The 24071-nt window shown below is 61.3% G+C and carries 17 protein-coding genes; 3 read left to right on the top strand and 14 right to left on the bottom strand.

Annotated features, from left to right (window positions below):
* Positions 1-126 precede the first annotated feature (126 nt).
* Both M2366_RS03460 and M2366_RS03455 read right to left on the bottom strand, forming a co-directional pair.
* Positions 127-1020, bottom strand: a complete 894-nt coding sequence (locus M2366_RS03460) for a LysR family transcriptional regulator (RefSeq protein ID WP_259236416.1) — start codon at positions 1018-1020, stop codon at positions 127-129.
* A gap of 90 nt (positions 1021-1110) precedes the next feature.
* Positions 1111-1866, bottom strand: a complete 756-nt coding sequence (locus M2366_RS03455) for a YciK family oxidoreductase (RefSeq protein ID WP_224432419.1) — start codon at positions 1864-1866, stop codon at positions 1111-1113.
* Between the two features lie 348 nt (positions 1867-2214).
* On the opposite strand from M2366_RS03455, the gene sohB reads away from it, so the two are divergent.
* Positions 2215-3222 carry a protease SohB gene (gene sohB, locus M2366_RS03450; RefSeq protein ID WP_042041486.1) on the top strand — a complete coding sequence of 336 codons (1008 nt, stop codon included), beginning with the start codon at positions 2215-2217 and terminating at the stop codon, positions 3220-3222.
* Between the two features lie 215 nt (positions 3223-3437).
* Here the strand turns inward: sohB and astB are convergent, their stop codons facing one another.
* Complete coding sequence (gene astB / locus M2366_RS03445; RefSeq protein WP_042041487.1) at positions 3438-4775, bottom strand: N-succinylarginine dihydrolase; 1338 nt, start codon at positions 4773-4775, stop codon at positions 3438-3440.
* Positions 4776-5137: 362 nt separating this feature from the next.
* Here astB and topA point away from each other — a divergent pair, with 362 nt between their 5' ends.
* A complete protein-coding gene (gene topA / locus M2366_RS03440) occupies positions 5138-7759 on the top strand; it encodes a type I DNA topoisomerase (protein WP_042041488.1) in 2622 nt (873 codons plus the stop codon).
* A gap of 103 nt (positions 7760-7862) precedes the next feature.
* Positions 7863-8030, top strand: coding sequence for a hypothetical protein (locus M2366_RS03435; RefSeq protein WP_198135252.1), 168 nt, complete (start codon positions 7863-7865; stop codon positions 8028-8030).
* A gap of 48 nt (positions 8031-8078) precedes the next feature.
* On the opposite strand, the gene M2366_RS03430 is transcribed toward M2366_RS03435, so the two are convergent.
* The 11 genes from M2366_RS03430 to M2366_RS03380 all read right to left on the bottom strand — a co-directional run bounded on the left by M2366_RS03430 (position 8079) and on the right by M2366_RS03380 (position 23562).
* Positions 8079-8429, bottom strand: a complete 351-nt coding sequence (locus M2366_RS03430) for an MGMT family protein (protein ID WP_259268961.1) — start codon at positions 8427-8429, stop codon at positions 8079-8081.
* A gap of 142 nt (positions 8430-8571) precedes the next feature.
* Complete coding sequence (locus M2366_RS03425; RefSeq protein WP_259268960.1) at positions 8572-10125, bottom strand: PAS domain-containing methyl-accepting chemotaxis protein; 1554 nt, start codon at positions 10123-10125, stop codon at positions 8572-8574.
* Between the two features lie 228 nt (positions 10126-10353).
* Entirely contained in the window at positions 10354-12222 is a 1869-nt protein-coding gene (locus M2366_RS03420) for a beta-N-acetylhexosaminidase (RefSeq protein ID WP_259268959.1), read from the bottom strand.
* A complete protein-coding gene (locus M2366_RS03415) occupies positions 12207-13106 on the bottom strand; it encodes a BadF/BadG/BcrA/BcrD ATPase family protein (RefSeq protein WP_259268958.1) in 900 nt (299 codons plus the stop codon). Before M2366_RS03415 ends, M2366_RS03420 begins: the two co-directional genes overlap by 16 nt.
* A complete protein-coding gene (locus M2366_RS03410) occupies positions 13099-14805 on the bottom strand; it encodes a glycoside hydrolase family 9 protein (RefSeq protein ID WP_259268957.1) in 1707 nt (568 codons plus the stop codon). Before M2366_RS03410 ends, M2366_RS03415 begins: the two co-directional genes overlap by 8 nt.
* A gap of 136 nt (positions 14806-14941) precedes the next feature.
* Positions 14942-15934, bottom strand: a complete 993-nt coding sequence (locus M2366_RS03405) for an ABC transporter ATP-binding protein (protein WP_042041494.1) — start codon at positions 15932-15934, stop codon at positions 14942-14944.
* Between the two features lie 10 nt (positions 15935-15944).
* A complete protein-coding gene (locus tag M2366_RS03400) occupies positions 15945-16976 on the bottom strand; it encodes an ABC transporter ATP-binding protein (protein WP_042041495.1) in 1032 nt (343 codons plus the stop codon).
* The gene (locus tag M2366_RS03395; RefSeq protein ID WP_259236412.1) at positions 16973-17887 is read right to left on the bottom strand and encodes an ABC transporter permease; all 915 of its coding nucleotides are present in this window, start codon (positions 17885-17887) and stop codon (positions 16973-16975) included. Before M2366_RS03395 ends, M2366_RS03400 begins: the two co-directional genes overlap by 4 nt.
* Position 17888: 1 nt before the next feature.
* Positions 17889-18872: an ABC transporter permease gene (locus tag M2366_RS03390; RefSeq protein WP_042041498.1), complete on the bottom strand. Its 984-nt coding sequence runs from the start codon at positions 18870-18872 to the stop codon at positions 17889-17891.
* Positions 18873-18989: 117 nt separating this feature from the next.
* Positions 18990-20675: an ABC transporter substrate-binding protein gene (locus tag M2366_RS03385; RefSeq protein WP_042041499.1), complete on the bottom strand. Its 1686-nt coding sequence runs from the start codon at positions 20673-20675 to the stop codon at positions 18990-18992.
* A gap of 1207 nt (positions 20676-21882) precedes the next feature.
* Complete coding sequence (locus M2366_RS03380; protein WP_259268956.1) at positions 21883-23562, bottom strand: ABC transporter substrate-binding protein; 1680 nt, start codon at positions 23560-23562, stop codon at positions 21883-21885.
* Positions 23563-24071: the final 509 nt, after the last annotated feature.

The following is a 24071-nucleotide window of genomic DNA, read 5'->3' as shown; positions in this document are numbered from 1 at the left end:
GGCCTGTGGCCAGCGGCATGAATAGAAGAGAAGACCCGCGTTGTGCGGGTTTTTTATTGGCTGGCAAGGGGGTGAGGGAAGAGTGGCGTGCAACGGTGGCCCCGGCGGTGGATCCGGGTCTTGGCCTTAGCGCTCCGGGCGCTTATCCGGATGCTGGTACTCATCGCGCAGGCAACGCAGCAGCAATTCGGTAGCCGGGCCCAGGGCATCCGGGCTCATGGTCAGCAGGTAGGTATAGAGGTGGCGCTCGCTGCCACCCTCCAGGGTGAGCGGCACCAGGCTGCCATCGGCCAGGGCGCCGTTGGCCAGGTGGCGTGGCAGCCAACCATAGCCGAGCCCTTGTTGCAGCAGGGCGATCGCCTCCTGATAGTGGGTCACCTTCCAGCCGGTATCCTCGGCATCATTCCAGTCCACCGAGCGATGAATGGGGGGATGCAGACCTATCTGGTTATGGCTGGCCAGTCTGTCCAGGGGCAGGGGGGCTGGTTCGCAGGCCAGGGGGTGCCCGGGGGCGCACAGGGGCAACAGAGTGACCTCGTCCAGGGGCAGGCCGGTGCGATCGCTTGGCAGGTGCTCCGAGATCATCAAGTCCCCCAGTTGCAAGGCACTGAAGTGGCAATGCACCCGCTCATGGAGGTTGATGCGGCAGCCCCTACTGCGAGGATAGAAGCGGGCCAGCGCCCGGTAGAGTCGCTCCCTGGGTTGCAGCGTGCTGACATAGAGGTTGATCTGGGGTTCCCACTGGCGCTCCAGGTTGTCGGCCAGGTTTTCGAGGTCTTCAACCTGCAGGCTGAGTTGGCGGGCGCGCTTGAGGAAGATCTCTCCCGCAGGCGTCAGCACCGCCTTGCGACCACGTACCTCCAGCAGCGCCACCCCCAGACTCTGCTGCAGCTTGGCTACCGCATGGTTGAGGGAGGACTGGCTCTTGTTCAGTGCCTCGGCCGCCTGGGCGTAGCCGCCACAGTCGACCACGGCCTGAAAGATGCGCCACTGCTCGAAGGTACTCTTGGGTCGAAACATAACTCACCTGCTGGTTATTCTGCACCAAGCCCGTATCAACGGACTCTAATAACACTAACTGCCATTGGCGGGACAGGCCTGTTTTTCTGGTTATTTGGGTTGGGCGACGAAGGTCTGGCCCGTTTTGCCCTGGCTGTCAGCCCCCATCAGGTAGAGATAAAGGGGCATGAGATCGGCTGGCGTCTTGAGCGTCATGGCATCTTCGGCCGGGAAGGCGCTGGCCCGCATCTTGGTGCGGGTCCCCCCTGGATTGATGCTGTTGACCCGCACCCCAGTGTTATCCAGCTCGTCGGCCAGTACCTCCATCATGCCTTCGACCGCGAACTTGGAGATGGCATAGGTGCCCCAGTAGGCGCGGCCCTTGCGGCCCACACCGGAGGAGGTAAACAGCAGGGAGGCCTCGCCATGTTGCTTGGCGGTCTGACGCACCAGCGGTAGCAGCGCCTGGGTCAGCAGAAATTCGGACTTGACGTTGACCTGCATCACCTCGTCCCACTCCTTCTCCTGGATATGCTCGAAGGGCGACAGAGTACCGAGCAGGCCCGCATTGAACAGGACGCCATCGAGGCGCCCGAACTGCTGCGCGAAGGTCTCGGCCATGCCACGGTAGTGGCTGGCGGTGGCCCCCTTGAGATCGACCGGGGCGATGGCGGGCAAGGGGTGACCGGCGGCTTCAATCTGGTCATAGACGGCTTCGAGTTTGGCCACGGTGCGGCCGAGCAGTATGACGGTGGCGCCATGGGCTGCGAAGGTCAGTGCCGCTTCACGGCCAATGCCATCGCCAGCCCCCGTCACCAGGATGACTTTGTTGTTGAGCAAGGTGGCGGGGGCCTGATAATCGAGCATGACGACTCCTTTGATTCTCTGCGGTTGGCCAGTGCGCTCGATCATTGCTGTCGAGCAAGGCGCTGGCATTATCCGGGCAAGTGTACTGAGGCGTTTGGCGGTTTGACCAGCGTCCCGGGGTAAAAATGTGAAGAAAACGAGAGGCTTGCCAGCAAATAATTCAAAGGCGCCAGGCAATGACGCGCTCTGTGTACTGTTTCTCCCGGCTCGCTGGCCGAGGCACACCCGGCGCCAAGGGCGGGAGACGGCTCCCCAGCCGCGGCCTGCTTTGGGGCTGGCAACAGTCTTTGCGCCCTTTGGGCAAACTCCCTAGAATGGGAAAAATTTTCACTCTCAACGGAGTTCTCTGTGGCATTTCTGAGCGAATATGGCCTGTTTCTGGCCAAGACACTCACCTTCTTGCTGGCCATCGGCGCCTTGATCCTGATGCTGGTCAGTGCGCGCCACCCCAAGTCCCGCAAGGGTGAGCTGGTGATAAGGGATCTCTCCGCCGAGCTGGAGCAGACCCAGGACAGGTTGCGCACCTCTCTTGCCGGCAAGCAGGAGCGCAAGCTGATCGAGAAACAGCAAAAAGAGCGCAGCAAGCAGCGTGGCAAGCAAGGGGATGAGCGGCGCCGTCTGTTCGTGATGGACTTTCATGGCAGCATGGATGCCAGAGAAGTCGCCTCCCTGCGGGAAGAGGTGAGCGCCGTGATAGGGGTCGCCCAGCCTGGCGATGAGGTATTGCTGCGTCTCGAATCCGGCGGCGGTGTGGTGCATGGCTATGGCCTGGCGGCCTCCCAGTTGCAGCGACTGCGGGACAAGCAGATCACCCTGACGGTGGCCATCGACAAGGTGGCGGCCAGCGGTGGCTACATGATGGCCTGCGTGGCTGACCGGATACTGGCGGCCCCCTTCGCCATCGTCGGCTCCATCGGCGTGGTGGCTCAGATGCCCAACTTCAACAAGTTGCTGAAAAAGCACGACATTGAATTCGAGATGCACACCGCAGGCGAATACAAGCGCACCATCACCATGTTCGGCGAGAACGATGAGCCGGGTCGGGAGAAGTTTCGCGAGGAGCTGGGGGCCATCCATGAGCAGTTCAAAGGCTTCGTGGCCGCCCATCGCCCGGCCCTGGAGATCGACAAGGTCACCACCGGGGAGCACTGGCTCGCCGGTCATGCCAAGGAGCTGGGGCTGGTGGATGAGCTCTGTACCAGCGATGACTACCTGCTGCGCCGTGCGCAAGAGCGGCATCTGGTGGGACTCTGCTTCCAAAAGCCCAAGTCGCTGACCCAGAAGCTGGGCCAGCAGGGGGCGCTGGGGCTGGTGCAGGGGCTGGAGCGGCTCTGGCAGCAGAGCCCCTGGCGCTGAGCAGCCATTACGCAAACGAAATGAAAAAGCCGGGCTCTTGCCCGGCCCTTCGTTTATGGCTTTGTTGCGGCTTAGAACCTGTCTACGAGCTGTCACGAGAGGTCGTCAGCAAGGTAAAGAGCAGCGCAGGAACCGGAGCGTATAGGCATACGTGAGGATTCCGAGCCGCGCATGAGCCTTGATCACGGCCTCGCAGTAAGATCGTGACCAGGTTCTTAGCGCTGGAAGGGATAGACGGAGCCAAGTTTGAGGATCTGGGTCAGCTCGTCCAGGGCGGTGCGGGACTCTTGCACCAGGGCCGGATCGCGCAGGTCATCCAGGGCCAGGCTGTCGCGGTAGTGCTTCTCGACCCAGGCGTCCAGTCGGGCAAACTGGCCGTCATTGATGAGGCAGGCCGGATTGACCGCAGTCAGCTCGGCATCATTCATGGCGACCCGCAGCCGCAGGCAGGCGGGCCCGCCGCCGTTACGCATGCTCTGCTTCACATCCATGAAGTGCACCTGCTTGATGGGGGTGCCCAGGCCAACCAGCTTGTTGAGATAGGCGGACACGGCCGGGTTGTCACGGCACTCGGTCGGGGCGATGATCGCCATCTCGCCTGAGGGCAGGGTCAGGATCTGGGTGTTGAACAGATAGGATTTCACCGCATCTTGTACCGAGACCTCGGCAGTCGGCACCTCGATAAAGTGCAGGTCGCCTTCACCAAACTTGGTGCGCACTTCGGCCAGGGCCGAGTCGGTATTGAGGAAGGCCTGCTGGTGGAAGAAGAGCACATTCTGGTTGCCCACCGCGATGACGTCGTTGTGGAATACCCCCTGATCGATCACCTCCGGATTCTGCTGGATGAAGACGGCGGTCTCCTCGCCGAGGCCGTGCAGACGGGCTATGGCCTGGCTCGCTTCCAGGGTCTGGCGCGCCGGGTAGCGTTTGGGCGCAGGCTGGGATACGTCAAAGGCGCTGCGGCCATAGACGAACAGCTCGACGCCCGCCTCGCCGTAGGCGCGACACAGCCGGGTATGGTTGGCGGCCCCCTCGTCGCCGAAGTGATCATTGTCCGGCAGGTGACTGTGGTGACAGAAATGGCGATCGCCCGGGAAGACGGCGCGCAGGATGCGCCCTGTCACGTCGGGCTCGAGGGAGCGATGGAATTTGTTGGTCAGGTTGGCCGGGGTGAAGTGGATGCGGCCATCCTGGGTGTCGGCGCTCGGCGAAACGGTGGCGGCGTTGGCGGTCCACATGCTGGAGGCGGAGAAACAGGCGGCCAGCACGGCGGGCGCCTGGCGGGCTGCCTGCTCAAGCACCCGTGCATCGGAGCCGGTGAACCCCAGGCGACGCAGGGTGGCGAGATCCGGGCGCTCCTGAGGAGCCAGTACCCCCTGGGTCATGCCGAGATCCGTCAGCGCTTTCATTTTGCGCAGCCCCTGCTTGGCCGCTTCCTTCGGGTTGGAGGCTTCTTTGGCATTGTTCTGGGAGGCGACGTTGCCATAGGAGAGGCCGGCGTAGTTGTGGGTCGGGCCGACCAGGCCGTCGAAGTTAACCTCGAAGTGCTTCATCAGAGTACATCCTTTCGATTTTTATATGGGTTGCGGTTCCTTCCGCGCACAAAGCTGCGGGATGTGGCCATTATAAAGAGATTTTGTCTGTTGTAACAAGCTGATAACGAAAGTGCTTTGTTATGTTACGAGGGCGGTTTGTTATGTTGTTTCGGATATAAAAAACGGCGATGTGCGGCATAAAAATGAAAAAGCGGTTGCGTCCGGCGGCTCGGCTTCGCATTAATAAATAAAGAAGCGATGCGGTTAGCCATGGTAAGCAAAGTTGTCGCCAAGATTGCTTTTTGGCGTCAAATCTCTTATACAGCCCCACAAAACCGCACACCAACCCCGACGGGTGCAACGAGGATAAAAGTTACAGCATGGGCAAATCACTGGTCATCGTAGAGTCTCCGGCCAAGGCCAAGACCATTAATAAATACTTGGGTAAAGACTACGTGGTGAAATCCAGCGTCGGTCATATCCGCGACCTGCCGACCAGCGGCAGTGCCAGCAGCGAACCCAAGAAACCCGTTATTCGCGGCATCAAGCTCAGCGAATCCGAGAAGGCTGCCAAGGATCGCAACGCCTTGTTTGCCCGCATGGGGATCAATCCGACCAATGGCTGGCAGGCGAATTACCAGATTTTGCCCGGCAAAGAGAAAGTCGTCAGTGAACTGCAGAGTCTCGCCGCCAAGGCCGACACCATCTATCTCGCAACCGACTTGGATAGAGAGGGAGAGGCGATTGCATGGCACCTGCGCGAGATCATCGGCGGTGACGAGAGCCGCTACAAGCGGGTGGTGTTCAACGAGATCACCAAGAGCGCGATCCAGGAGGCCTTTGCCCAGCCGTCCGAGTTGAACATGCACAGGGTCAATGCCCAGCAGGCCAGGCGCTTCCTGGACCGGGTCGTAGGCTACATGGTCTCCCCGCTGCTCTGGAAGAAGCTGGCCCGCGGCCTCTCCGCCGGTCGGGTGCAGTCGGTGGCCGTGCGCCTCATCGTCGACAAGGAGCGCGAGATCAAGGCGTTCGTGCCGGTGGAATTCTGGGACTTGCATGCCGACTTGATGACCGCCGGGGACGAATCCCTGCGCATGGAAGTGCTCAGCCGCAATGGTGCCGACTTCAAGCCGGTGACCAAGGCCGAGACCGATGCCGCCCTGGCCGCCCTGAACGGGGTGGATTACAAGGTCATCAGCCGCGAAGACAAGCCGACCGGTTCCAAGCCCTCTGCTCCCTTCATCACCTCCACCCTGCAGCAGGCCGCCTCGACGCGTCTGGGCTTTGGGGTGAAGAAGACCATGATGATGGCTCAGCGTCTCTATGAGGCCGGTTACATCACCTATATGCGTACCGACTCCACCAACCTCAGCAAAGAGGCGGTCGAGGCGGTGCGTGACTACATCACCACCCAGTACGGCGCCCCCTATCTGCCAAGCGAGCCGAACCTCTATGGTTCCAAAGCCGGGGCCCAGGAGGCGCACGAGGCGATCCGTCCCTCCAACGTCACCCTGACCACCAGCGAGCTGGAAGGGATGGAGTCGGACGCGGTGCGGCTCTATGACCTCATCTGGCGCCAGTTCGTCGCCTGTCAGATGACCCCGGCCCAGTACGATGCCTCCACCCTGACCGTCAAGGCCGGTGAGTTCGAGCTGAAAGCCCGTGGCCGTATTCTGCGCTTCGCCGGTTGGACCAAGGCGATGCCGCCCATGGGCCGCAAAGGCGAAGATACCCAGTTGCCAGCGGTGACCGTCGGTGAGGCGCTCAAGCTGATCAAGCTGGACCCTCGCCAGCACTTCACCAAGCCGCCTGCTCGCTTTACCGAAGCGGCCCTGGTGCGCGAACTGGAAAAACGCGGTATTGGCCGTCCATCCACCTACGCGTCCATCATCTCCACCATAGTGGACAGGGGCTATGTGCGGGTCGAGAGCCGCCGCTTCTTCGCCGAGAAGATGGGGGAGATAGTTACCGATCGTCTGGTGGAGAACTTCGTCGAACTGATGAACTACGAGTTCACCGCCAAGATGGAGAACAAGCTCGATGAGGTGGCCCAGGGGGAGCAGGAGTGGAAGGACGTACTCGATGCCTTCTTCGCCGAGTTCACTGAAGAGCTGGCCCAGGCCGACAAACCCGCTGAAGAGGGGGGCATGCGCGCCAACCAGATGGTGCAGACCGACATCGACTGCCCGGATTGTGGGCGCAAAATGGGCATTCGCACCGCCACCACCGGGGTCTTCCTCGGTTGCTCCGGCTATGCCCTGCCGCCCAAAGAGCGCTGCAAGAAGACCATCAACCTGGTCTCGGCGGACGAGTTCGTCTCCGCGGCCGATGGGGAAGAGGCCGAAACCGAGGCACTGCGCGCCAAGCATCGTTGCACCCTCTGTGGCACCGCCATGGATGCCTACATCATCGATGAGACCCGCAAGCTGCACGTCTGTGGTCGCAACCCCGACTGCGAGGGTTACGAAATCGAGAAGGGCCAGTTCAAGCTCAAGGGCTACGAAGGACCCAGCATAGATTGCGACCGTTGTGGCAGCGAAATGCAGCTCAAGAACGGCCGTTTCGGCAAGTACATGGGCTGTACCAACGAGACCTGTAAAAACACTCGCAAGATCCTGAAAAATGGCGATATTGCACCACCAAAAGAAGATCCGGTGCCGCTGCCAGAGCTCAAGTGCAGCCAGTCCGATGCGCACTTCGTGCTCCGTGATGGCGCGGCGGGTCTGTTCCTCGCGGCCAGCAATTTCCCGAAATCCCGGGAGACCCGAGCTCCCCTGGTGGAAGAGCTCAAACGCTTCAAGGAGCGGCTCTCGCCCAAGCACCAGTACCTGGCCGATGCCCCGGCGTCAGATCCTGACGGTAACGCATCCATCGTCCGCTTCAGTCGCAAGACCAAGGAGCAGTACGTGATGACCGAGGTAAACGGCAAGGCGACAGGCTGGACGGCCCACTACGACAATGGCAAGTGGCAGGAGAGTCTGGCCAAGGCCAAGAAGGCCTGATCCCTGTATGTCGATAGGCCCCGCATAACGCGGGGCCTTTTTCGTTTATGGGGATATACTGCAAAAGCTGCAAGGTAGCGGCAGGCAAGACAAGGAGTCAAAGATGGATATCAACGAGATCCGGCCAGGCATGAGCTGCCTGACGCGCGAGGGGGTTGGCTACGTGCTGGAGGTCGACAGACAGAGCCAGCTGGTGTTGCTGCAGCGGGAGGCGGAAACCATACCCGTGCAGGTTCGCAGTGACGAGATCCTCTCATCTCGCGAGGGATGAGCCCTATCATGGGGCTCGTCATGGGCGCCATGTCATGGCAAGGGATCCCTAGAAGGGGATCAGGAACAGCAGCTCGGCGAGATCGGGCTGCCACTGCCACTCCTTCATTCTGACCCGTCCCCCCATCACTGGCACCCCCTCCTGTTGCAGGCGCCCCGTCTGTTCGTCGAATCCCACCGATCCCTTGGGCAGGGAGAGTTTGCCCCCGGCCCCCAGCACGCGGTGCCAGGGCAGGGTTTTCTGGGTCTCTCTGAGTACCTTGCCGACCAGACGAGCCCGGCCTGGCAAGCCGGCGAGATCCGCTACCTGGCCATAGCTTGCCACCCGACCGGCCGGTATCAGCGCCAGTATGGCCTCTATCCTGGCCTGTTTGGTGAGCCCGGTTTCCGTTCCTTGCATGGCTGATCATTTTCCATAACGACAAAGGCGCCATTGTGGCGCCTTTGTCGTTATGGGGGCAAGTTTGGCAAAGGCTCCATGTTGGTGGCGCCTGTGTCGTCAGCTGGGCAAGTGTGACAAAGGCCCCGTTATGGGGGCAAGGTCAGCCGAAGGTCTGGCTCAGCCCCTTGAGCTGGCTGGACTGGTTGAGCAGTGCCTGACTCACCTCATCGACCTCGCGCATCTTGTGGCTGTTGTGCTGGGAGTGCTCGGAGATGGAGTGGATGTTGCGGCTGATCTCTTCAACCACGGCCTGCTGCTGCTCGGCGGCTGCTGCTATCTGGGCCCCGCAGGCACTGACTTGCTCTATCTCTTCCAGCACCTGATGCAGGCTGCTTGATCCCTGGCGGGTCAAGTCGGCGCAGGTGCGGGTCTGCTGCAAGTTGGTCTGCATCATCGCCTGCCACTGGGTCAGGGTCTGCTGGATCTGGTTGATGCTGCCCTGGATCTGCTCGGTTGCCTTGTGGGTGCGGGTGGAGAGGGTGCGCACCTCGTCGGCCACCACGGCGAAGCCACGGCCCTGTTCGCCAGCGCGAGCGGCCTCGATGGCGGCGTTGAGGGCCAGCAGGTTGGTCTGATCGGCGATGCCCTGGATTTCGCTCATCAGGGTACCGATCCGTGCCGACTCCTCGGCCAGGCTGACGGCCGCCTGATACGCCTGCTCGGCCTGACCGGTCAGGGCGGTGATCTGGCGTTCGGTCTGCGCGAGTTGATCATCGGTCTGCAGGCAGCGGCTGCGAGCCTCGTCCACCTGACCGTGGGAGTCCTGGATATTGCGCGCTATCTCCTGGGCCGTACTGGCCATCTGGGTCATGGCGGCCGCCATCTGCTGGGTCTGGGCATCCTGCTCGCCGATGGCGCTGCAGGCCTGACCCGAGGCGAGTTTGAGGGAGCTGGCGAGTTGTTGCAGCGGCATGGTGGCATCATTGACCCGGCCCAGCACCGTCTTGAGCCTTGCCTCGCCCATCTTGAGGTGGAAATCGGCAATGGCCACCTCTTCCCCCCCCGAATAGACCTGACGGGTCAGGCTGTCATAGTCGTGGCGCAACCCGCGCAGATAGTGGCGGGTGCCGATCAGCTCGTCGCGATAGAGGAGACCGAGCAGCAGCAAGGGCATTGGCATCAACAGCGCCGCAGTTGTCCCGGCCATTTGCCAGGCCAGCACCACCAGGGCCGCGAGACCAGCCAGCGCCAACCCGGGCCGCAGGCGGGTAAAGGAGACGCTCATGGAGGTTGCGCCCTGCTCCGCTTGGCGCAGGGTGCGGTAGATGGTGCTGGCCCGCTGGATCAGGGCGGGGGTGGGCTTGCAGCGCACCGACTGGTAGCCGCTGATCTTGCCCTCCTCATAAAGCGGGGCGACGTAGGCATCGACCCAGTAGTAGCGACCATCCTTGCAACGGTTCTTGACCATGCCGCGCCAGGGTTTGCCTGCCTTGAGTTGCAGCCAGAGGTCGGCGAAGGCGGCCTTGGGCATCTCGGGGTGGCGGACCAGATTGTGATGCTGGCCAATCAGCTGTTCCCGGGTATAACCGGCCACCTCGCAGAAGTGCGGATTGGCATAGGTGATCACCCCACGCAAGTCCGTGATAGAGACGAGTTGGACCGAGTCGGGGAAGGTCACTTCCTGGTCGATCAGGGGAGCCGGCTGATTGGGCATGGGAGAGTTCCTTTCGTATGGGCGAGCGTTGTTATTATTATCGGCTTCAATCGAGATCCATTAAGGGCTGCTTATGGGATTTACAGGGCAACAGGTGGATAATATGTATCCATATGGCACGTTAAAAGCCGCGCAAAGTGTATGTCTTTTGATGCGAAGAAGTAAACAAGAGGTTGGGGACGGGATAAAAAAAGGCGGCCGCGCAGACCGCCAAACAGAGTGACAACATTACCTTTGCGGTGTCCGGTAGCGCACCTGCTGCTGGTCGAGTATCGCCAGTTGACCGGGCAACCGGGCACAGAAGTGCGCCCAATCCTTGTCACTCGGCAGACTCCAGGCGACTTCCGCCGTGGCCAGCATGCGTGGGAACAGCATATAGTCGAGTCGGTCACGGGTATGGACCAGCTCGGACCACAGGGGGCTCAGCACCCCCAGGATGTTATCGTTGGCATGGAAATCGGCTGGGGCAGGGTCACAGGAGTAGACCTGCTCCAGATTGGGAGTGCCTGCCCAGTAGAGGCCAGGTTCGTCAATGTTGTCGTTGCAGGCGAGATCCAGATAGAGGTACTGGGCCGCCGCCATCAGCACAGGATACCCCTGACTGGCAGCGTCCAGGCCCGCCTGGAAGCTGGTCCAGGCACAGATGATGGCCTCTTTGCCCACCTTGTCCCCTTGCAACACCTCCTCCCAGCCCACCATCTGTCGCCCCTTGGCGGCAAGATAGTCCTGACAGTGGCGCAGCAGGTGACCCTGCAATTCCCGGATGTCCCGATAGCCCTGCTGCTGCATCAGCGCCTGGCAGGCCGGGCTGTCGGTCCAGACGCCGTGGGGCACCTCATCGCCCCCCATGTGCACCAACTTGCTCGGGAACAGCTCGCACACTTCGTCCATGACCTTGTCGAGGAACTGATAGGTTCCGGGCAGCGCCGGGTTGAGCACGTTGTCGTCAAAAAATTGCACAGACAGGTAGCGGGAGTGATCCGCAGGCTCGATCAGCAGTTCGGGCAGCGCCTTGATGGCGGCATGGCAGTGGCCGGGAATGTCGATCTCCGGGATCACCTCGATGCCGAGGCTCGCGGCGTATGCGATCAGCTCGCGGGCTTCATCCTGGCTGTAGAAACCGCCGTAGCGCGGCGCGCCGCCACTGAGTTGGGGGCCGATGGCCAAGCCGTGACCACGCCAGGCGCCCACCTCGGTCAGGGCCGGGAAGGCCTTGATCTCGAGGCGCCAGCCTTCGTCATCGGTCAGGTGCCAGTGGAAGCGGTTGAATTTGTAGAGGCTCATCTGCTTGAGCAGGCGCTTGAGGCTCGCCATCGGCTGGAAGTGACGGCCGCAATCCAGATGAATGACCCGCAGGCCAAAGCGCGGTTCATCTTCTATCTCGATGCAGGGCAGGCTCTCGCCATGTTGCAGATACCATTGGGCCAGGCTGACCAGGCCATGACGCCAGCCCGTGAGGCCGGCGGCGGCAATCTCGACCCCTTGTGGCGTGATGTGCAGGCGATAGGCCTCATCGGCCAGTCCGGCTTCGATCAGGGTGATTTCGGCGTCGTGATCCTGCTCAAGGGCCAGGGAGGTCAGTTCGTTGAAGTGGCCGAGCAGGGCGCTGAGGTTGCCCGGCCCCCTGACATGAGCACGCTCGGCGAGCCGAAAGTAACTCTCCTCAAGGCGCACCAGGCGACGGGGCTGCGGCACTATGCCGTGCTCGCTATCGACGCTGGCCAGTTCAGGTTGCACTGACGCGGGAGAGTCGAGACCGAGCTCCTGGCTTGCCACTGTGACGGGGATGATCTGGGGACCATGCTGGGACTCTGGCAGGCTGAGGAAGAAGCCTTGCGGCATGTCGGTGAGGTGTTTGAACACCGTCTTGCGACAGCAAAGTGCCAGCTCTCGACTCCCCGGGTGGGGGGCTATCACCTTGTAAGTGCCGCTCTGGTGGATGAGTTCACCCCCTTTCAGGCTGCTGGCGTCTACCTGACGGCCGAGGCAGAAGTGCAGTTGCCAGGGCTCGCTCGGCAGCCTGTCCAGGGTCAACAAGACCCAGACGTCCTCTTCATCGCGGCGTTCGATGGCAATGGTGATCAGGGGTGTAGACATGGCAGTTCCTTCCGTTTCGCAAAGAGGATGGCGCCTTCCAGGGCATCCGCCTGCGGGGTGACAAGGGGAAGATGGCCGAGGCGAGGGCGCAGCCGCTCTCCTATGCCACCGAGCAGGGCGACCTGGTTGGCACCTTGTGCCAGCATGCCGCCAATCAGGGTCTCGAGCTGATCCCGGGTTTCAGCCAGCAGGGCTTGGGCGAGGGGATCCTCGTCCTTTGCCGCCTCGAACACCCAGGGGGCGAAGCGGCCATAGTCGGCCGGGATCGCCTGGGCCGCCCAACGGACCAGCGCCGCCTGATCCCGTCCGAAGTGGTCGAGCAGGCGTACCGCCAGCAGGCTGGGGGCCAGTATGCCGTCGTGGCAGAGCAGGGATTGCTGGATGGCGCGCAGGCCCAGCCAGGCACCGCTGCCCAGATCCGAGATGGGGAAGCCGCGGCCCGAACAGGTGCGAATGCGGCCTCCCTGAAAGATGAGCCCGACCGAGCCGGTGCCGGCGATGAGAATGGCCCCTTCGTCGCCGCCAAAGGCACCCAGGCAAGCGCCGAAGGCATCCGAGGTCAACCGGGTTTCGGCAAAGGGCAGGGGCTGGGCCAGAAAGTCCCGATAGCAGCTCTCCAGCTCGGCGGAGGCCAGCGCCAGCCCGGCGCTCATCCGGGCCAGGGCCGAGTCCGGCAGCCGGGCCGCCGTCATGGCGCCCTGCACCGCACCCAGCACATGGCGTTGGGCCAGATCGATGCCCAGTTCCAGATTGGAGCCGGGGGCGCGTCCCTCACCGAGCAACTCGCCTTTCTGGTTGCGAATGCGAGCCCGGGTATGGGTGCCGCCACCATCGACGCCGACCCAGTAGGCGATGTTATCGGGCAACACAGGGTGCTTACTCATGACGAGTCCCCTGCCAGCTGATCGCCAAGGCAAACCAGGCGCCATGGGGGATCCACTGTTCGCCCCAGCGCCAGTTTTGATCCAGGCGATCCCGATATTCATCGGGGATGAAGGCGACATCGGCCTCGTCCTCGAAACCCGAGGTGATGCCGTTGCAGATGCCGCCCGGGGCGCTGGGGTAGCCCGCGGTGTAGCCCGGGTTCTTGATGCCGTGCCCGATGAGCATGCAGGCGTCGAAGGGATTGAGCCCCAGGATCCAGTCCAGTTGTCGTTGACCGTGGGCGTCGAGGGAAGCGGCCAGATCCGGCAGCCGGGCGGCGGCGGCAAAGGCCGCGGCGGCCAGGGAGGCCAGCCGGGCGTTCTCCCCTTGCCACCAGTAGCCTGACTCGTTGTGATGGGGCATAAAGAAGCTCACCCGAGGTGCCTCATCCACCCCTTTCACGTACTGGCGGGCGAGGGCGAAGGGGTTGCCGGGACGCCCGGTCAGGGCCAGCTCGGCGAGCAGGGCCTGGCGCACGACGAGTTCGGCCCTGGCGATGCGGTCGGGATCTGTCTCCAGCGCCAGGTATTCGAGCAGGGCCAGTACCGGCAAGCCTGCCTCGGCGGCATGGTAGTAAGGGCGCGAGCCATCCTGGTTCGCGCTCCAGTAGTGACCAAGTGCGTCGTGGGGGCGCAAGCGGGCACAGAGCCGCTCGGCCCAGTGACGCGCCTCGGCCCGCCACTCATCCCCGAGGCTGTGCGTCAGCTCGACCGCAGCCAGGAGGGCGCAATACTCATCGATGATGTTCTCCTGGCCATCATCCAGATAAGCAAAGTTGTGCTCGCGCAGGTGCAGGTAACCGCGCCGGGCCGCCTCGCCATACTCGGCCTGTGCGAAGTCACCACTCACCCCGGCCCGGGCGGCGCGGGCCAGGGCGGCGATGGCCAGGCCCCCACCTTGGCGAAAGCCCGCCTGCCAGCTGCCGGATTTGAGCCCCTGCTGGGTGGCGTAGGCGCACAGTTCGCGCTGGGTGACATCCTTGCTCCACTTGTCAAACAGCGTCATGTAGAAGAAGCCGGACTCGTCTTGCATGCGGCACAGGAAGTCGGCGCCGTGCAATCCCTCATCATCGAGACGCTTGCCCAGGTTCAGGCTGTCGATATCCTGACGTCGGGCCAGCAGCTCCCGGCTCTTGAGCAGAGACCAGACCACCAGCGGGGTCTGCTGGGGGTTGAGGTAGTTGGCGTAGGAGAGGTGACTCAGGTACTTGCTGACATCGCCGCTGGCGTCATACCAGCCACCGTGCACGTCACGGCGTTGCTCGCCGCCGAACAGGGGGGCGGCTCTGTCCGCCTTGTCATATTGGCCGCTGCAACGCTGACCCTTGAAGTAGTGGATGACGTCAGACAGGCAGTGCTGGGTCAGTAACCGCTCACCCAGCCGGAAGCGGGCGGAGCGCACTATGCCATGGGCGGTGATCACCTCGAGCCGGTAGTCGCCGGCCTGGGTGACTGCGCTGAAGTCGATGACCCAGAAGGCCCGTTGCTGCCAGCCCGGGACGCAGACCTCCTCGTTGAGGGGCTTCTCAAACAGGGCAGGGCCGCCGGTCAGCGGCAGCAATCGCGCCAGGCCCTCCTGGATCTGGCCGGGCCGGGTCTGCAGCAGTGCCTGCTTGCGACCCTGACACTCATAACCCACCTGATTGACTAGCAGTTCCATCGATACCTCAACATTCGGGGAAGGGCACAGAGGATGGATGAGCGGTGCAGGCATGAGGTACTCCCCGCATCTGCGATGCCATCTCGCCTCTGTATTTGATTCAGGAAGGGGACGGCCCAAGGCCGCCCCTTCGGGCTTATTCGTGCAGGTAGCAGCGCACGAAGTGATTGTCGGCAAGCTTGGTGACGGGCGGCATGGCCTCCTTGCAGCGGGTCATCACCTGGTTGCAACGCCCGGCGAAGGGGCAGCCATAGGATTCCGGCGTCCAGAGCGGGATCTCCCCCTTGCGCCCGCCTTCGAGCTCGGCGTGGATGCTCTTCTCGGGGTCGGGCACCGCCGAGATGAGCAGCTGGGTATAGGGGTGCTGCGGGTGGTGCAGGATCTCGTCCACCTCGCCCCACTCCACCATGTGACCCACATACATCACCGCCAGATCCTCCGCCACGTAGCGGGCGGTGGCGATGTCATGGGTGATGTAGAGCATGGAGACCCCGAGCTCGTTCTTCATCTGCTCCATCAGGTTGAGGATGCCGATGCGAATGGAGACGTCGAGCATGGAGGTGGGCTCGTCGGCGAGCACCACTTCCGCCTCCACCGCCAGGTTGCGGGCGATGTTGACCCGCTGGCGCTGGCCGCCGGAGAGCTGGTGCGGGTACTTGGCCGCCGTTGCCTTGGCCGGGGTCAGCCCCACTTTCTCCAAGAGGTCATGGACCATGTCCGGCAGATCTCTCTTGTCGAGCACCTTGCTGTGCAGCAGCAGGGGGCGGGCGATGTGGTGATAGATGGTATGGGTCGGGTTGAGCGAACCAAACGGATCTTGCCACACCATCTGCACGCTCTGACGGTAGTCGAGCAGGGCGGTGCCCTTGTTGAACTCCTCCAGATCCCGGCCGCGATAGAGGATGCGGCCGCTGGAGAGCTTGTACATCTTGGCGATGATCTTGGCGATGGTGCTCTTGCCCGAGCCCGACTCCCCCACCACCGCCAGGGCGCGGCCCTTGTGCAGGTTGAAGGTGATGTCGGAGAGGGCCCGCATCTTGCCGCTCTTGATGGCATTGGAGTTGACCGAGAAGTCCTTGTAGAGGTGCTCGACTTTGATGATGGGAGCCTGGGTATCGGCGATATGCATGGAAGACTCCTTAACAGCCAGCGGCCTGAGCGAAGATCAAAGGTTCGGATGCCAGCTCGTCATCGGCCAGGCCGTCGGCGTAGAGATGGCAGGCGGTTTGTTGGCCGGGGCGAATTTCGGCCAGGGCCGTGTACTCCTGACGGCAACGCTCGTGCACCTTGGCGCAGCGCGCCTGGAAGCGGCAGCCCACCGGCACCTCCAGCAGGTTGAGCGGGGTGCCGGGTATCCCTTCCAGCACGGTTTTCGGGCCGTGCAGGGGCGGGAAGGAGTTGCCGAGTCCCTTGGTATAGGGGTGCAGGGGCGCGGTCAGGATCGCCTTGGAGGGGGCGACTTCGATCAACTCCCCGGCGTACATGATGCCGATGCGATCGCAGAACTCGACCATGAGCGAGAGATCGTGAGTGATGAACAGGATGGAGAAGTTGAACTTCTCCTTGAGGGCATAGACCTTCTGCAAGATCTCCCGCTGCACCACCACATCCAGGGCCGTGGTGGGCTCATCCATGATCAGCAGTTCGGGGTTGAGGGCCATGGCGATGGCGATCACCAGCCGCTGACGCATGCCGCCCGAGAACTGGTGCGGATAATCCTTGAGCCGGCTCGGATGGATGTCGACGATGGCGAGCAGCTCCTGGGCGCGCTTGATCGCCTCATAGCGGGTCAGCTTGGGGTTGTGGGCTTGCAGCACGTCGCAGAACTGCTCCTCCATGCGCAACACCGGGTTGAGCGCGTTCATGGCGGACTGGAACACCACGCTCGCCTGACGCCAGCGGTAGCTGCGCAGCCGCTCGTCGTCGAAGCCGAGGATGTTCTCCCCCTTGAACAGGATCTCGCCGCCGCTGATGTAGGCGGGCGGCTTGTGCAGCCGGGCTACCGAGAAGGCGACCGTGGACTTGCCACAGCCGGATTCACCGGCGAGGCCGAACACCTCCCCCGGCATGATGTCAAAGCTGACCGAATTGACGGCGCGCACGTCGCCGCTCTCGGTGATGTAGTCGACGCACAGCTCGCGCACCGACAGCAGGGGTTGTTGCGATTTCATGCTGTCTTCTCCTGGGCTGCGATGGGGGTGACGGGGGTGGCGAGCTGTTTCCAGCGACGCAGACCTTTGTGGGAACGCAGCTGCGGGTTGGCTATCTCATCGATGGCGAAGTTGAGCAGGGCCAGACCGGCGCCCAAGGTGGCGATGGCGAAGCAGGGGGCCAGAATTTCCCACCAGGCGCCCACCAGGATGGCACTGGAGGTCTGGGCGTTGTAGAGCATGATGCCCCAGCTGACCACGGTCGGATCGCCCAGGCCCAGGAACTCCAGGGTCGCCTCGGTGACGATGGCGTAGATGATGGAGCCGATGAAGCTCACCCCGATGATGGAGATGAGGTTGGGCAGGATCTCCACCAGGATGATGCGCCAGGCCGGCTCACCCAGCACCTCGGCGGCGATGACGAACTCTTTCTCCCGCAGGGCCAGGGTCTGGGCGCGAATGACCCGCGCCCCATAGGCCCAGGACGTTAACCCTATGATGAGGGCTATCACCAGGGGGGATGCCTCCCCGATGAAGCTCGCCAGCACCAGCAGTAGCGGCAACCCCGGGATCACCAGCATGACGTTCATCAGGAAGGTGAGGCACTCGTCGATGAGGCCGCCGAAGTAACCGGCGGTGATGCCGATGCCGATGGCCAGGGCGCAGACCAAGAGGCCTGCCCCGAAGCCCACCATCAGCGAGATGCGGGCGCCATTGGTGAACTGGGACCAGATATCGTGCCCCATGCGGGTGCTGCCCATCACGTACTCGGCACTGGGCGGCTGGTGGGGACGGGCAACCCGCTTGGTCGGCTCATTGCTGGCGAGCAGCGGAGCAAACAGGGCCATCAACACGAAGGAGACGACGATGGCGAGGCCGAAGGCGGCCTTCTTGTTGCCCAGTAAAATCTTGAGGATGGTAGGCATACGCATCTTATTTACCTCCGGTACGAAGACGGGGATCCAGGAAGACGTAGAGCATGTCGGCCAGGAAGTTAAAACTGAGCATGGTGATGGTCATGATGAGCAGCTGCCCCTGAATGAGCGGGTAGTCGCGCGCCAGGATGCCCTGGTAGAGGGTCAGGCCCAGTCCCGGGTAGTTGAAGATGACCTCGGTGATGAGGGAGCCGCCGATGACGAACCCCAGCGCCATGGAGAGCGCGGTGACGCTTGGCAAGATGGCATTGCGGGCACCGTAGTTGAAGATGACCCGTCTGTTGGAGAGCCCCTTGGCCTTGGCCATGGTGATGTAGTCTTCCCCCAGCAGGTTGATCATGTTGTTGCGCATGGTGATGAGGAAGCCCCCCACCTGCACGATGGCCAGGGTGCCGACCGGCATGATGGCGTGCAGCATGATGCTCTTGATGTGCTCCCAGCCATAATCGGCGGTGATCTCGGGGCTGTAGGCGTAGCCGATGGGCAGCCACTCCAGGCTGACCCCGAACAGGAACAGGGCGAGCAGGGAGACCACCACGGGGGGGATGGCCTGCATCACCAGGGTGAGTGGCGAGAGGATGCTGTCCATGCGGCCACCCCGGTACCAGGCGGCGAAGATGCCGACGATGGAGCCGAAGGAGAAGCTGATGATGGTGGAGGTGCCTACCAGGAACAGGGTCCAGCCGATGGCGCGACCCAGTACGTCGGCAACCTGCTGCGGGTAGTAGCGCACCGAGGTGCCCAGATCCCAGGTGAAGACGCTCTTCACATAGGTCAGAAATTGAGTGCCAATCGGACCATCTACAAAGCCGAAGGTGGCCTTGAGTGCCTCGAGGGCTGCGGGTTCCATCATGGCGCCGGCCCGGGCAAACATGACGGAGACGGGATCCCCTGGCATGGCTCTGGGTAGCAGGAAGTTAATGGTGGCGGCCACCAGGAAGGCGACCAGATAGAAGGAGAAACGTCTTAGTATAAATCCCATGATGATACCTTTTACTGCAAGTCTGCCCCGCACCGGGCATAGCTACCCCAACCCCGGCAGATCCGGGAAGTGGGCAGGCGGCGGGGAAGAAGGCCCCCCGCAGGGGGCCAGGAGGATTTAGCTGTTCGGCTTGAGGGACAGCACGTGCAGCAGACGCTCAGGCGTATCCGGGTGGAGCTGCGGTTTGGCGACCGGGTTGTCGGCGCTGAACCAGCCATGGAAGCGCTTGGTGCTGTACTCATACCAGGTCGGGTTGTTGAACACCGGGATGATGGTCTGGTTGGCACCGACACGTTCCTGGATAGCGAACATGATCTCTTTTTGCTTGGCAGCATCGGCGGTCTGGGTGAAGTCATCGATCAACTTGTCCAGCGCCGGATCCTTGTAGCGGTTGGCCGCGAAGCGGTTGCCACGCTCACCCATGTTGCGTGAGTGGAAAGCGGTCTCGAAGTACTTGTGCGGGTTGGCACCGGCAAAGTAACCCTGCAGGGCGACATCGAAGTCACCGGTGACCAGGGCGTCTGTCCAGACGGTGGCTTCCGGGGTGGAGGTCTTGGCGTTCAGACCCAGTGCCTGCAGGCCTTCGACGCCGATCTGGACGGTGTTGACCCAGTCGGTCCAGCCGTTGGGTACCAGCACCTTGAACTCGATCTTCTTGCAGCTCGGGGTGTCGAGGAACTTGTCGCCGTCACAATCTTTGTAGCCAGCCTGTTTGAGCAGCGCCTTGGCACCTTCGACATCAAACTTGCTGAACTTGCCGTATTTCTTCTCGACGTCCGGGTTATCCCAGGAGGCGAACGCCTTGCCCAAACCTGACGGATAGTCGTTGACTGTCGGGTAACCGTAACCGGCGATGTCCACCATGGACTGGCGATCCATGGCCATGGAGAAGGCGCGACGGAAGTTGATGTCGTTGAAGGCTTCGTGGTTGCCCGGGTTCTTGCTCTGGAAGTTGACGTTGAACGCCACTGTGCCGGAGGCCGGGAACCAGTATTTGTTGTTCTTGGGATCGTTGCCGACGTAGAGGCGCTCGATGTCCGGTACGAAGGAGCCGAACCAGTCAACATCACCCTTCATGACGGCGGCCAGCACCTGGTCATTGGTGGCCATCTGCGGCATGCGGATACAGTCGATGGCGAGGTTGGCGTTATCCCAGTAGTGCGGGTTGCGGCATTGGGTATAGAGCTGGGCGGAGAAGTTGTCCACTTCGGTGAAGGGACCGGTACCGACCGGCTTGTCGTTGGTGAAGGCAACCGGGTCCTTGACGGACTTCCACTGGTGCTCAGGCACTATGGGGATCAGCACCAGGTCGTTGACCACGTTGGTGTTGACCTCGGTCAGGTCGAACTTGATCTTGTGGTCACCCAACTTCTCGATGCCCTTGATCTGGGTCCAGATAGAGCGCTCATCCAGCGCCTTGTTGGCCTTGACCAGATTGAAGGAGAAGATGATGTCGTCGGCGGTGAAGGCTTCACCGTCGGACCACTTGACGCCATCGCGCAGGTCGAAGGTGACGGACTTCAGGTCATCGCTGAAGGCATAGTGGGTCGCCAGACGATAGACGGGTTTGCCACCCTGCATATCGTTGAAGATCACCAGCGGCTCATAGATGAAGTGACGGGTGGTGTGCAGCAGACCGGCCTGCAGGAAGGGGTTGAAGTTCTTGACCCAGGCTGTCTCCTGTTGGGCGACCATGGTCAGCACCGTCTTGTTCTCGGCGGCCATGGCACTGCTGGTGGCGCCAGCAATCATCAGGGTTCCCAGCATGACTGAGGTAGCTATTTTGGATACTTTGGCAAGCATATGTTTTCCTTTCTTATTGGTCTTCCATGTTTTGGAATGGAGCACCGACATCGCATGCTATGCATATCGGCCCTCTGTGTTGGGCAGGTTTTGCACCCTTGTCTTTATCTAATCCAACGCCCCTAGCAAAGCAGAGTTAACAGAAGAACAACAAGGCCTGATTTCGTCGATTTCGTAAAAACCAAAATTCTTTCGTCATTCTCGTTAAATTCCATTTCAAACCTTTTAAAATTATATACTTACATTTATTTACGCTAAACATAAAGTTCGCGTTTAAAAGCCATGCCAGCCGATTGTGTGACCTCGATCGTCCCAGATTTTTCCGTTGCCATCAGGGCTTTTTTTTACATTTGAAACAAGGTTGGAAAGTGCCAGGCAGGCCCTATCTTGCAGGTGATATTGATTATCACTCATCTGTTTTCAGGGCCGTTTGGGCGAGGGGGGAGCGAATGAGGAGACTGTGTCTGGGGATCCGGTTCCGACCCGCCGGCGATCTTGGTGAGCGCCATATTGCCTTACCCATCCTGGCTCGCAGTTGTGCACCAGCCAAGGGGACCGTTCGACTCTTTGGTTGGCAAAGAGAGAGCTATCAAGAAGGCACTCGGCGGGCTTGGGCCAGGGTTTGAGGCGATCACTGTGATGGGGTGGCTTTCTTTTGCATCACTGAGCCCGACAAGGCCTCAGCGGCCGTTATCGGTGCCGGAGCAGGCATCTCCTTGGGGGCCGGCGGTCAGCATGAAGGCGGCAAGGGCATCCCTGTCCATTGGCTTCTGGGGACGCCAGATATGGGGAGAACTGGAAAGTGGCAAAAGCATGGCCCCCATGCGCCCAACTGGCACCCACAGCCCAACCTTGGCTGGTCACCTGTGGCGCCGAGTCGGTCTCCTTATCTGAGCGCTGTCATGCCCCTGGCAGGTGGATCTGGCCCCATGAGGTTGGCGAGGGCGTCATTGGGCGATGCGGAGTTTGCTTTTAGTTCTGCCTGCCGATCATCTCTATCGATGATGGGGGGCGGATAAGCGCTCTGCCGAGCTTGGGGTATCAAGCGCGGCTCCTTGTTGGTGGCCTGGAGAGGGAGGGCGCGGATGGCAAGCGATGGGCGGCGGGGGGATGGGATCCCGTTGATGCGTGGTGGTGCTGGCGTGCTGGAGAAGGATGAATGGAAACGGGCCCCGCGGGGCCCGTGTTGTCAAGACTTAAATGAACCTTAGACGTTAGGTTTGAGGGCGAGCACGTGCAGCAGGCGCTCAGGGGTGTTGCTGTGTACCTGGGGCTTGGCGACCGGGTTGTCGGCGTTGAACCAGCCATGGAAGCGCTTGGTGTTGTACTCATACCAGGTCGGGTTGTTGTAGACAGGGATGATGGTCTGGTTGGCACCGACCCGCTCCTGGATCTCGTTCATGAGCACTTTTTGCTTGGCCAGATCCGCGGTCTGGCTGAAGCCGTCAATCAGCTTGTCCAGTGCGGGATCCTTGTAGCGGGGTGCCGCGAAGCGGTTACCACGTTCGCCCATGTTCCGGGAATGGAAGGCGGTCTCGAAGTAGTTCTGCGGGTTGGCACCGGTCAGGTAACCTTGCAGGGCCACATCGAAATCACCAGTGACCAGGTTGTCGGTCCAGACGGCTGCTTCGGGGGTGGCTGTTTTGGCATCGATCCCCAGCGCCTTGAGCCCTTCCACCCCGATCTGGACGGTGTTGACCCAGTCGGTCCAGCCGTTCGGCACTATGATCTTGAACTCGATTTTCTTGCAGCTCGGGGTATCGAGGAATTTGTCGCCATCACAGTCCTTGTAACCGGCTTCCTTGAGCAGGGCCTGGGCGGCCGCCATGTCGAACTTGTTGTACTTGCCAAACTTCTTGTCGACATCCGGGTTGTTCCAGCTGTCGAACAGTTTGCCAAGGCCGGACGGGTATTCGTTGATGGTGGGATAGCCGTAACCGGCGATGTCCACCATGGACTGGCGGTCCATGGCCATGGAGAAGGCGCGACGGAAGTTGATGTCGTTGAAGGCTTCGTGATTGCCCGGGTTCTTGGTCTGGAAGTTGACGTTGAACGCCACTGTGCCGGAGGCGGGGAACCAATACTTGTTGTGCTTGGGATCGTTGCCGACGTAGAGGCGCTCGATGTCCGGTACGAAGGAGCCGAACCAGTCCACATCCCCTTTCATGACGGCGGCCAGCACCTGATCGTTGGTAGCCATTTGGGGCATGCGAATGCAGTCGATGGCGAGATTGGCATTATCCCAGTAGTGCGGGTTGCGGCACTGGGTATAGAGCTGGGCGGAGAAGTTGTCGACCTGGGTGAAGGGGCCGGTACCGACCGGCTGGTCATTGGTGAAGGAGACCGGATCCTTGACCGATTTCCACTGATGCTCAGGCACCAGCGGCACCAGGGCTATCTGGTTGACCACGCCGGTATTGACGCCAGCGAGCTCGAACTTGACCTTGTATTGGCCCAGCTTCTCGACCCCGGTGATCTGGGTCCAGATGGCCCGTTCGTCCAATGCCTTGTGGGCCTTGACCAGGTTGAAGGAGAAGAGCACGTCATCGGCATCGAAGCCTTCGCCATCGGACCATTTGACCCCTTGACGCAGGTCGAAGGTGACCGATTTCAGGTCTTTGCCAAATTCATAGTGGGTAGCGAGCCGGTACTCGGGTCTGCCTCCCTGCAATTCGTTGAAGATAACCAGGGGCTCATAGATGAACTCCTTGGTGGTGTGCAGCAGACCGGCCTGCAGGAAGGGGTTGAAGTTCTTGACCCACGCCGTCTCCTGTTGGGCGACCAGGGTCAGCACAGTCTTGTTGTCGGCGGCATTGGCGGCCCCGGCAGAGAGCATCAGGCTCCCCAGCATGCAGGCGGCGGCGACCCGGGATACTTTGGCAAGCATATTATTTCCTTGTTATATGGACGTCCCTGTTGATCTTGTTGAGGGGCGCATGGCTGGCGCTCTACCTCATGTCTGGGTCTGTATGACCCCCCTTAGCTAAGCAGGTTTAACAAGAAAGAAACATTTAATCCTTACGTCGATATCGTAAAAATCCCCTTCTCGACGTTGAAAACGTCAATTTCATTTATTAGATGATTAACATCAATTGTTTAAGTTATTTGCTTTCGCGCAAAAAGTGCTATTTAAGCCCTGGGTTTGACGATAATGTGACGAAGATCTGGTCGGTTTTTATCCGCCCTTTGCATTCTTTGTTCTCTTGAGGAAAAAACCTGGTGCGGCTGCTGGGGCACTCTCCATGACGGGGGGGAGAGGGGGGAGAAAACGCCATCGCCAGCCCGCTTCTGATGCTCGTTCCCGGACAGGCAAGGCTCATGGAGGGCGATGTTCCCGGTGCTGGACCATGGACGATGACAGGGGGCTGCGCATGGGTCAGACGCCATCAGGCGGAG

This window comes from Aeromonas sp. BIGb0405, assembly GCF_024807335.1.
Classification (GTDB): domain Bacteria; phylum Pseudomonadota; class Gammaproteobacteria; order Enterobacterales; family Aeromonadaceae; genus Aeromonas; species Aeromonas rivuli.
Note: the sequence above shows the minus strand (reverse complement) of the source record. Positions and strands in the feature narration are given on the sequence as shown.

Bases quoted from the DNA above. Each gene is read 5' to 3' on its own strand.
- M2366_RS03460 (WP_259236416.1), bottom strand. From the start codon at position 1,020: ATGTTTCGACCCAAGAGTACCTTCGAGCAGTGGCGCATCTTTCAGGCC.
- M2366_RS03455 (WP_224432419.1), bottom strand. From the start codon at position 1,866: ATGCTCGATTATCAGGCCCCCGCCACCTTGCTCAACAACAAAGTCATC.
- astB (WP_042041487.1), bottom strand. From the start codon at position 4,775: ATGAAGCACTTCGAGGTTAACTTCGACGGCCTGGTCGGCCCGACCCAC.
- topA (WP_042041488.1), top strand. From the start codon at position 5,138: ATGGGCAAATCACTGGTCATCGTAGAGTCTCCGGCCAAGGCCAAGACC.
- M2366_RS03435 (WP_198135252.1), top strand. From the start codon at position 7,863: ATGGATATCAACGAGATCCGGCCAGGCATGAGCTGCCTGACGCGCGAG.
- M2366_RS03430 (WP_259268961.1), bottom strand. From the start codon at position 8,429: ATGCAAGGAACGGAAACCGGGCTCACCAAACAGGCCAGGATAGAGGCC.
- M2366_RS03425 (WP_259268960.1), bottom strand. From the start codon at position 10,125: ATGCCCAATCAGCCGGCTCCCCTGATCGACCAGGAAGTGACCTTCCCC.
- M2366_RS03420 (WP_259268959.1), bottom strand. From the start codon at position 12,222: ATGTCTACACCCCTGATCACCATTGCCATCGAACGCCGCGATGAAGAG.
- M2366_RS03415 (WP_259268958.1), bottom strand. From the start codon at position 13,106: ATGAGTAAGCACCCTGTGTTGCCCGATAACATCGCCTACTGGGTCGGC.
- M2366_RS03410 (WP_259268957.1), bottom strand. From the start codon at position 14,805: ATGGAACTGCTAGTCAATCAGGTGGGTTATGAGTGTCAGGGTCGCAAG.
- M2366_RS03405 (WP_042041494.1), bottom strand. From the start codon at position 15,934: ATGCATATCGCCGATACCCAGGCTCCCATCATCAAAGTCGAGCACCTC.
- M2366_RS03400 (WP_042041495.1), bottom strand. From the start codon at position 16,976: ATGAAATCGCAACAACCCCTGCTGTCGGTGCGCGAGCTGTGCGTCGAC.
- M2366_RS03395 (WP_259236412.1), bottom strand. From the start codon at position 17,887: ATGCGTATGCCTACCATCCTCAAGATTTTACTGGGCAACAAGAAGGCC.
- M2366_RS03390 (WP_042041498.1), bottom strand. From the start codon at position 18,872: ATGGGATTTATACTAAGACGTTTCTCCTTCTATCTGGTCGCCTTCCTG.
- M2366_RS03385 (WP_042041499.1), bottom strand. From the start codon at position 20,675: ATGCTTGCCAAAGTATCCAAAATAGCTACCTCAGTCATGCTGGGAACC.
- M2366_RS03380 (WP_259268956.1), bottom strand. From the start codon at position 23,562: ATGCTTGCCAAAGTATCCCGGGTCGCCGCCGCCTGCATGCTGGGGAGC.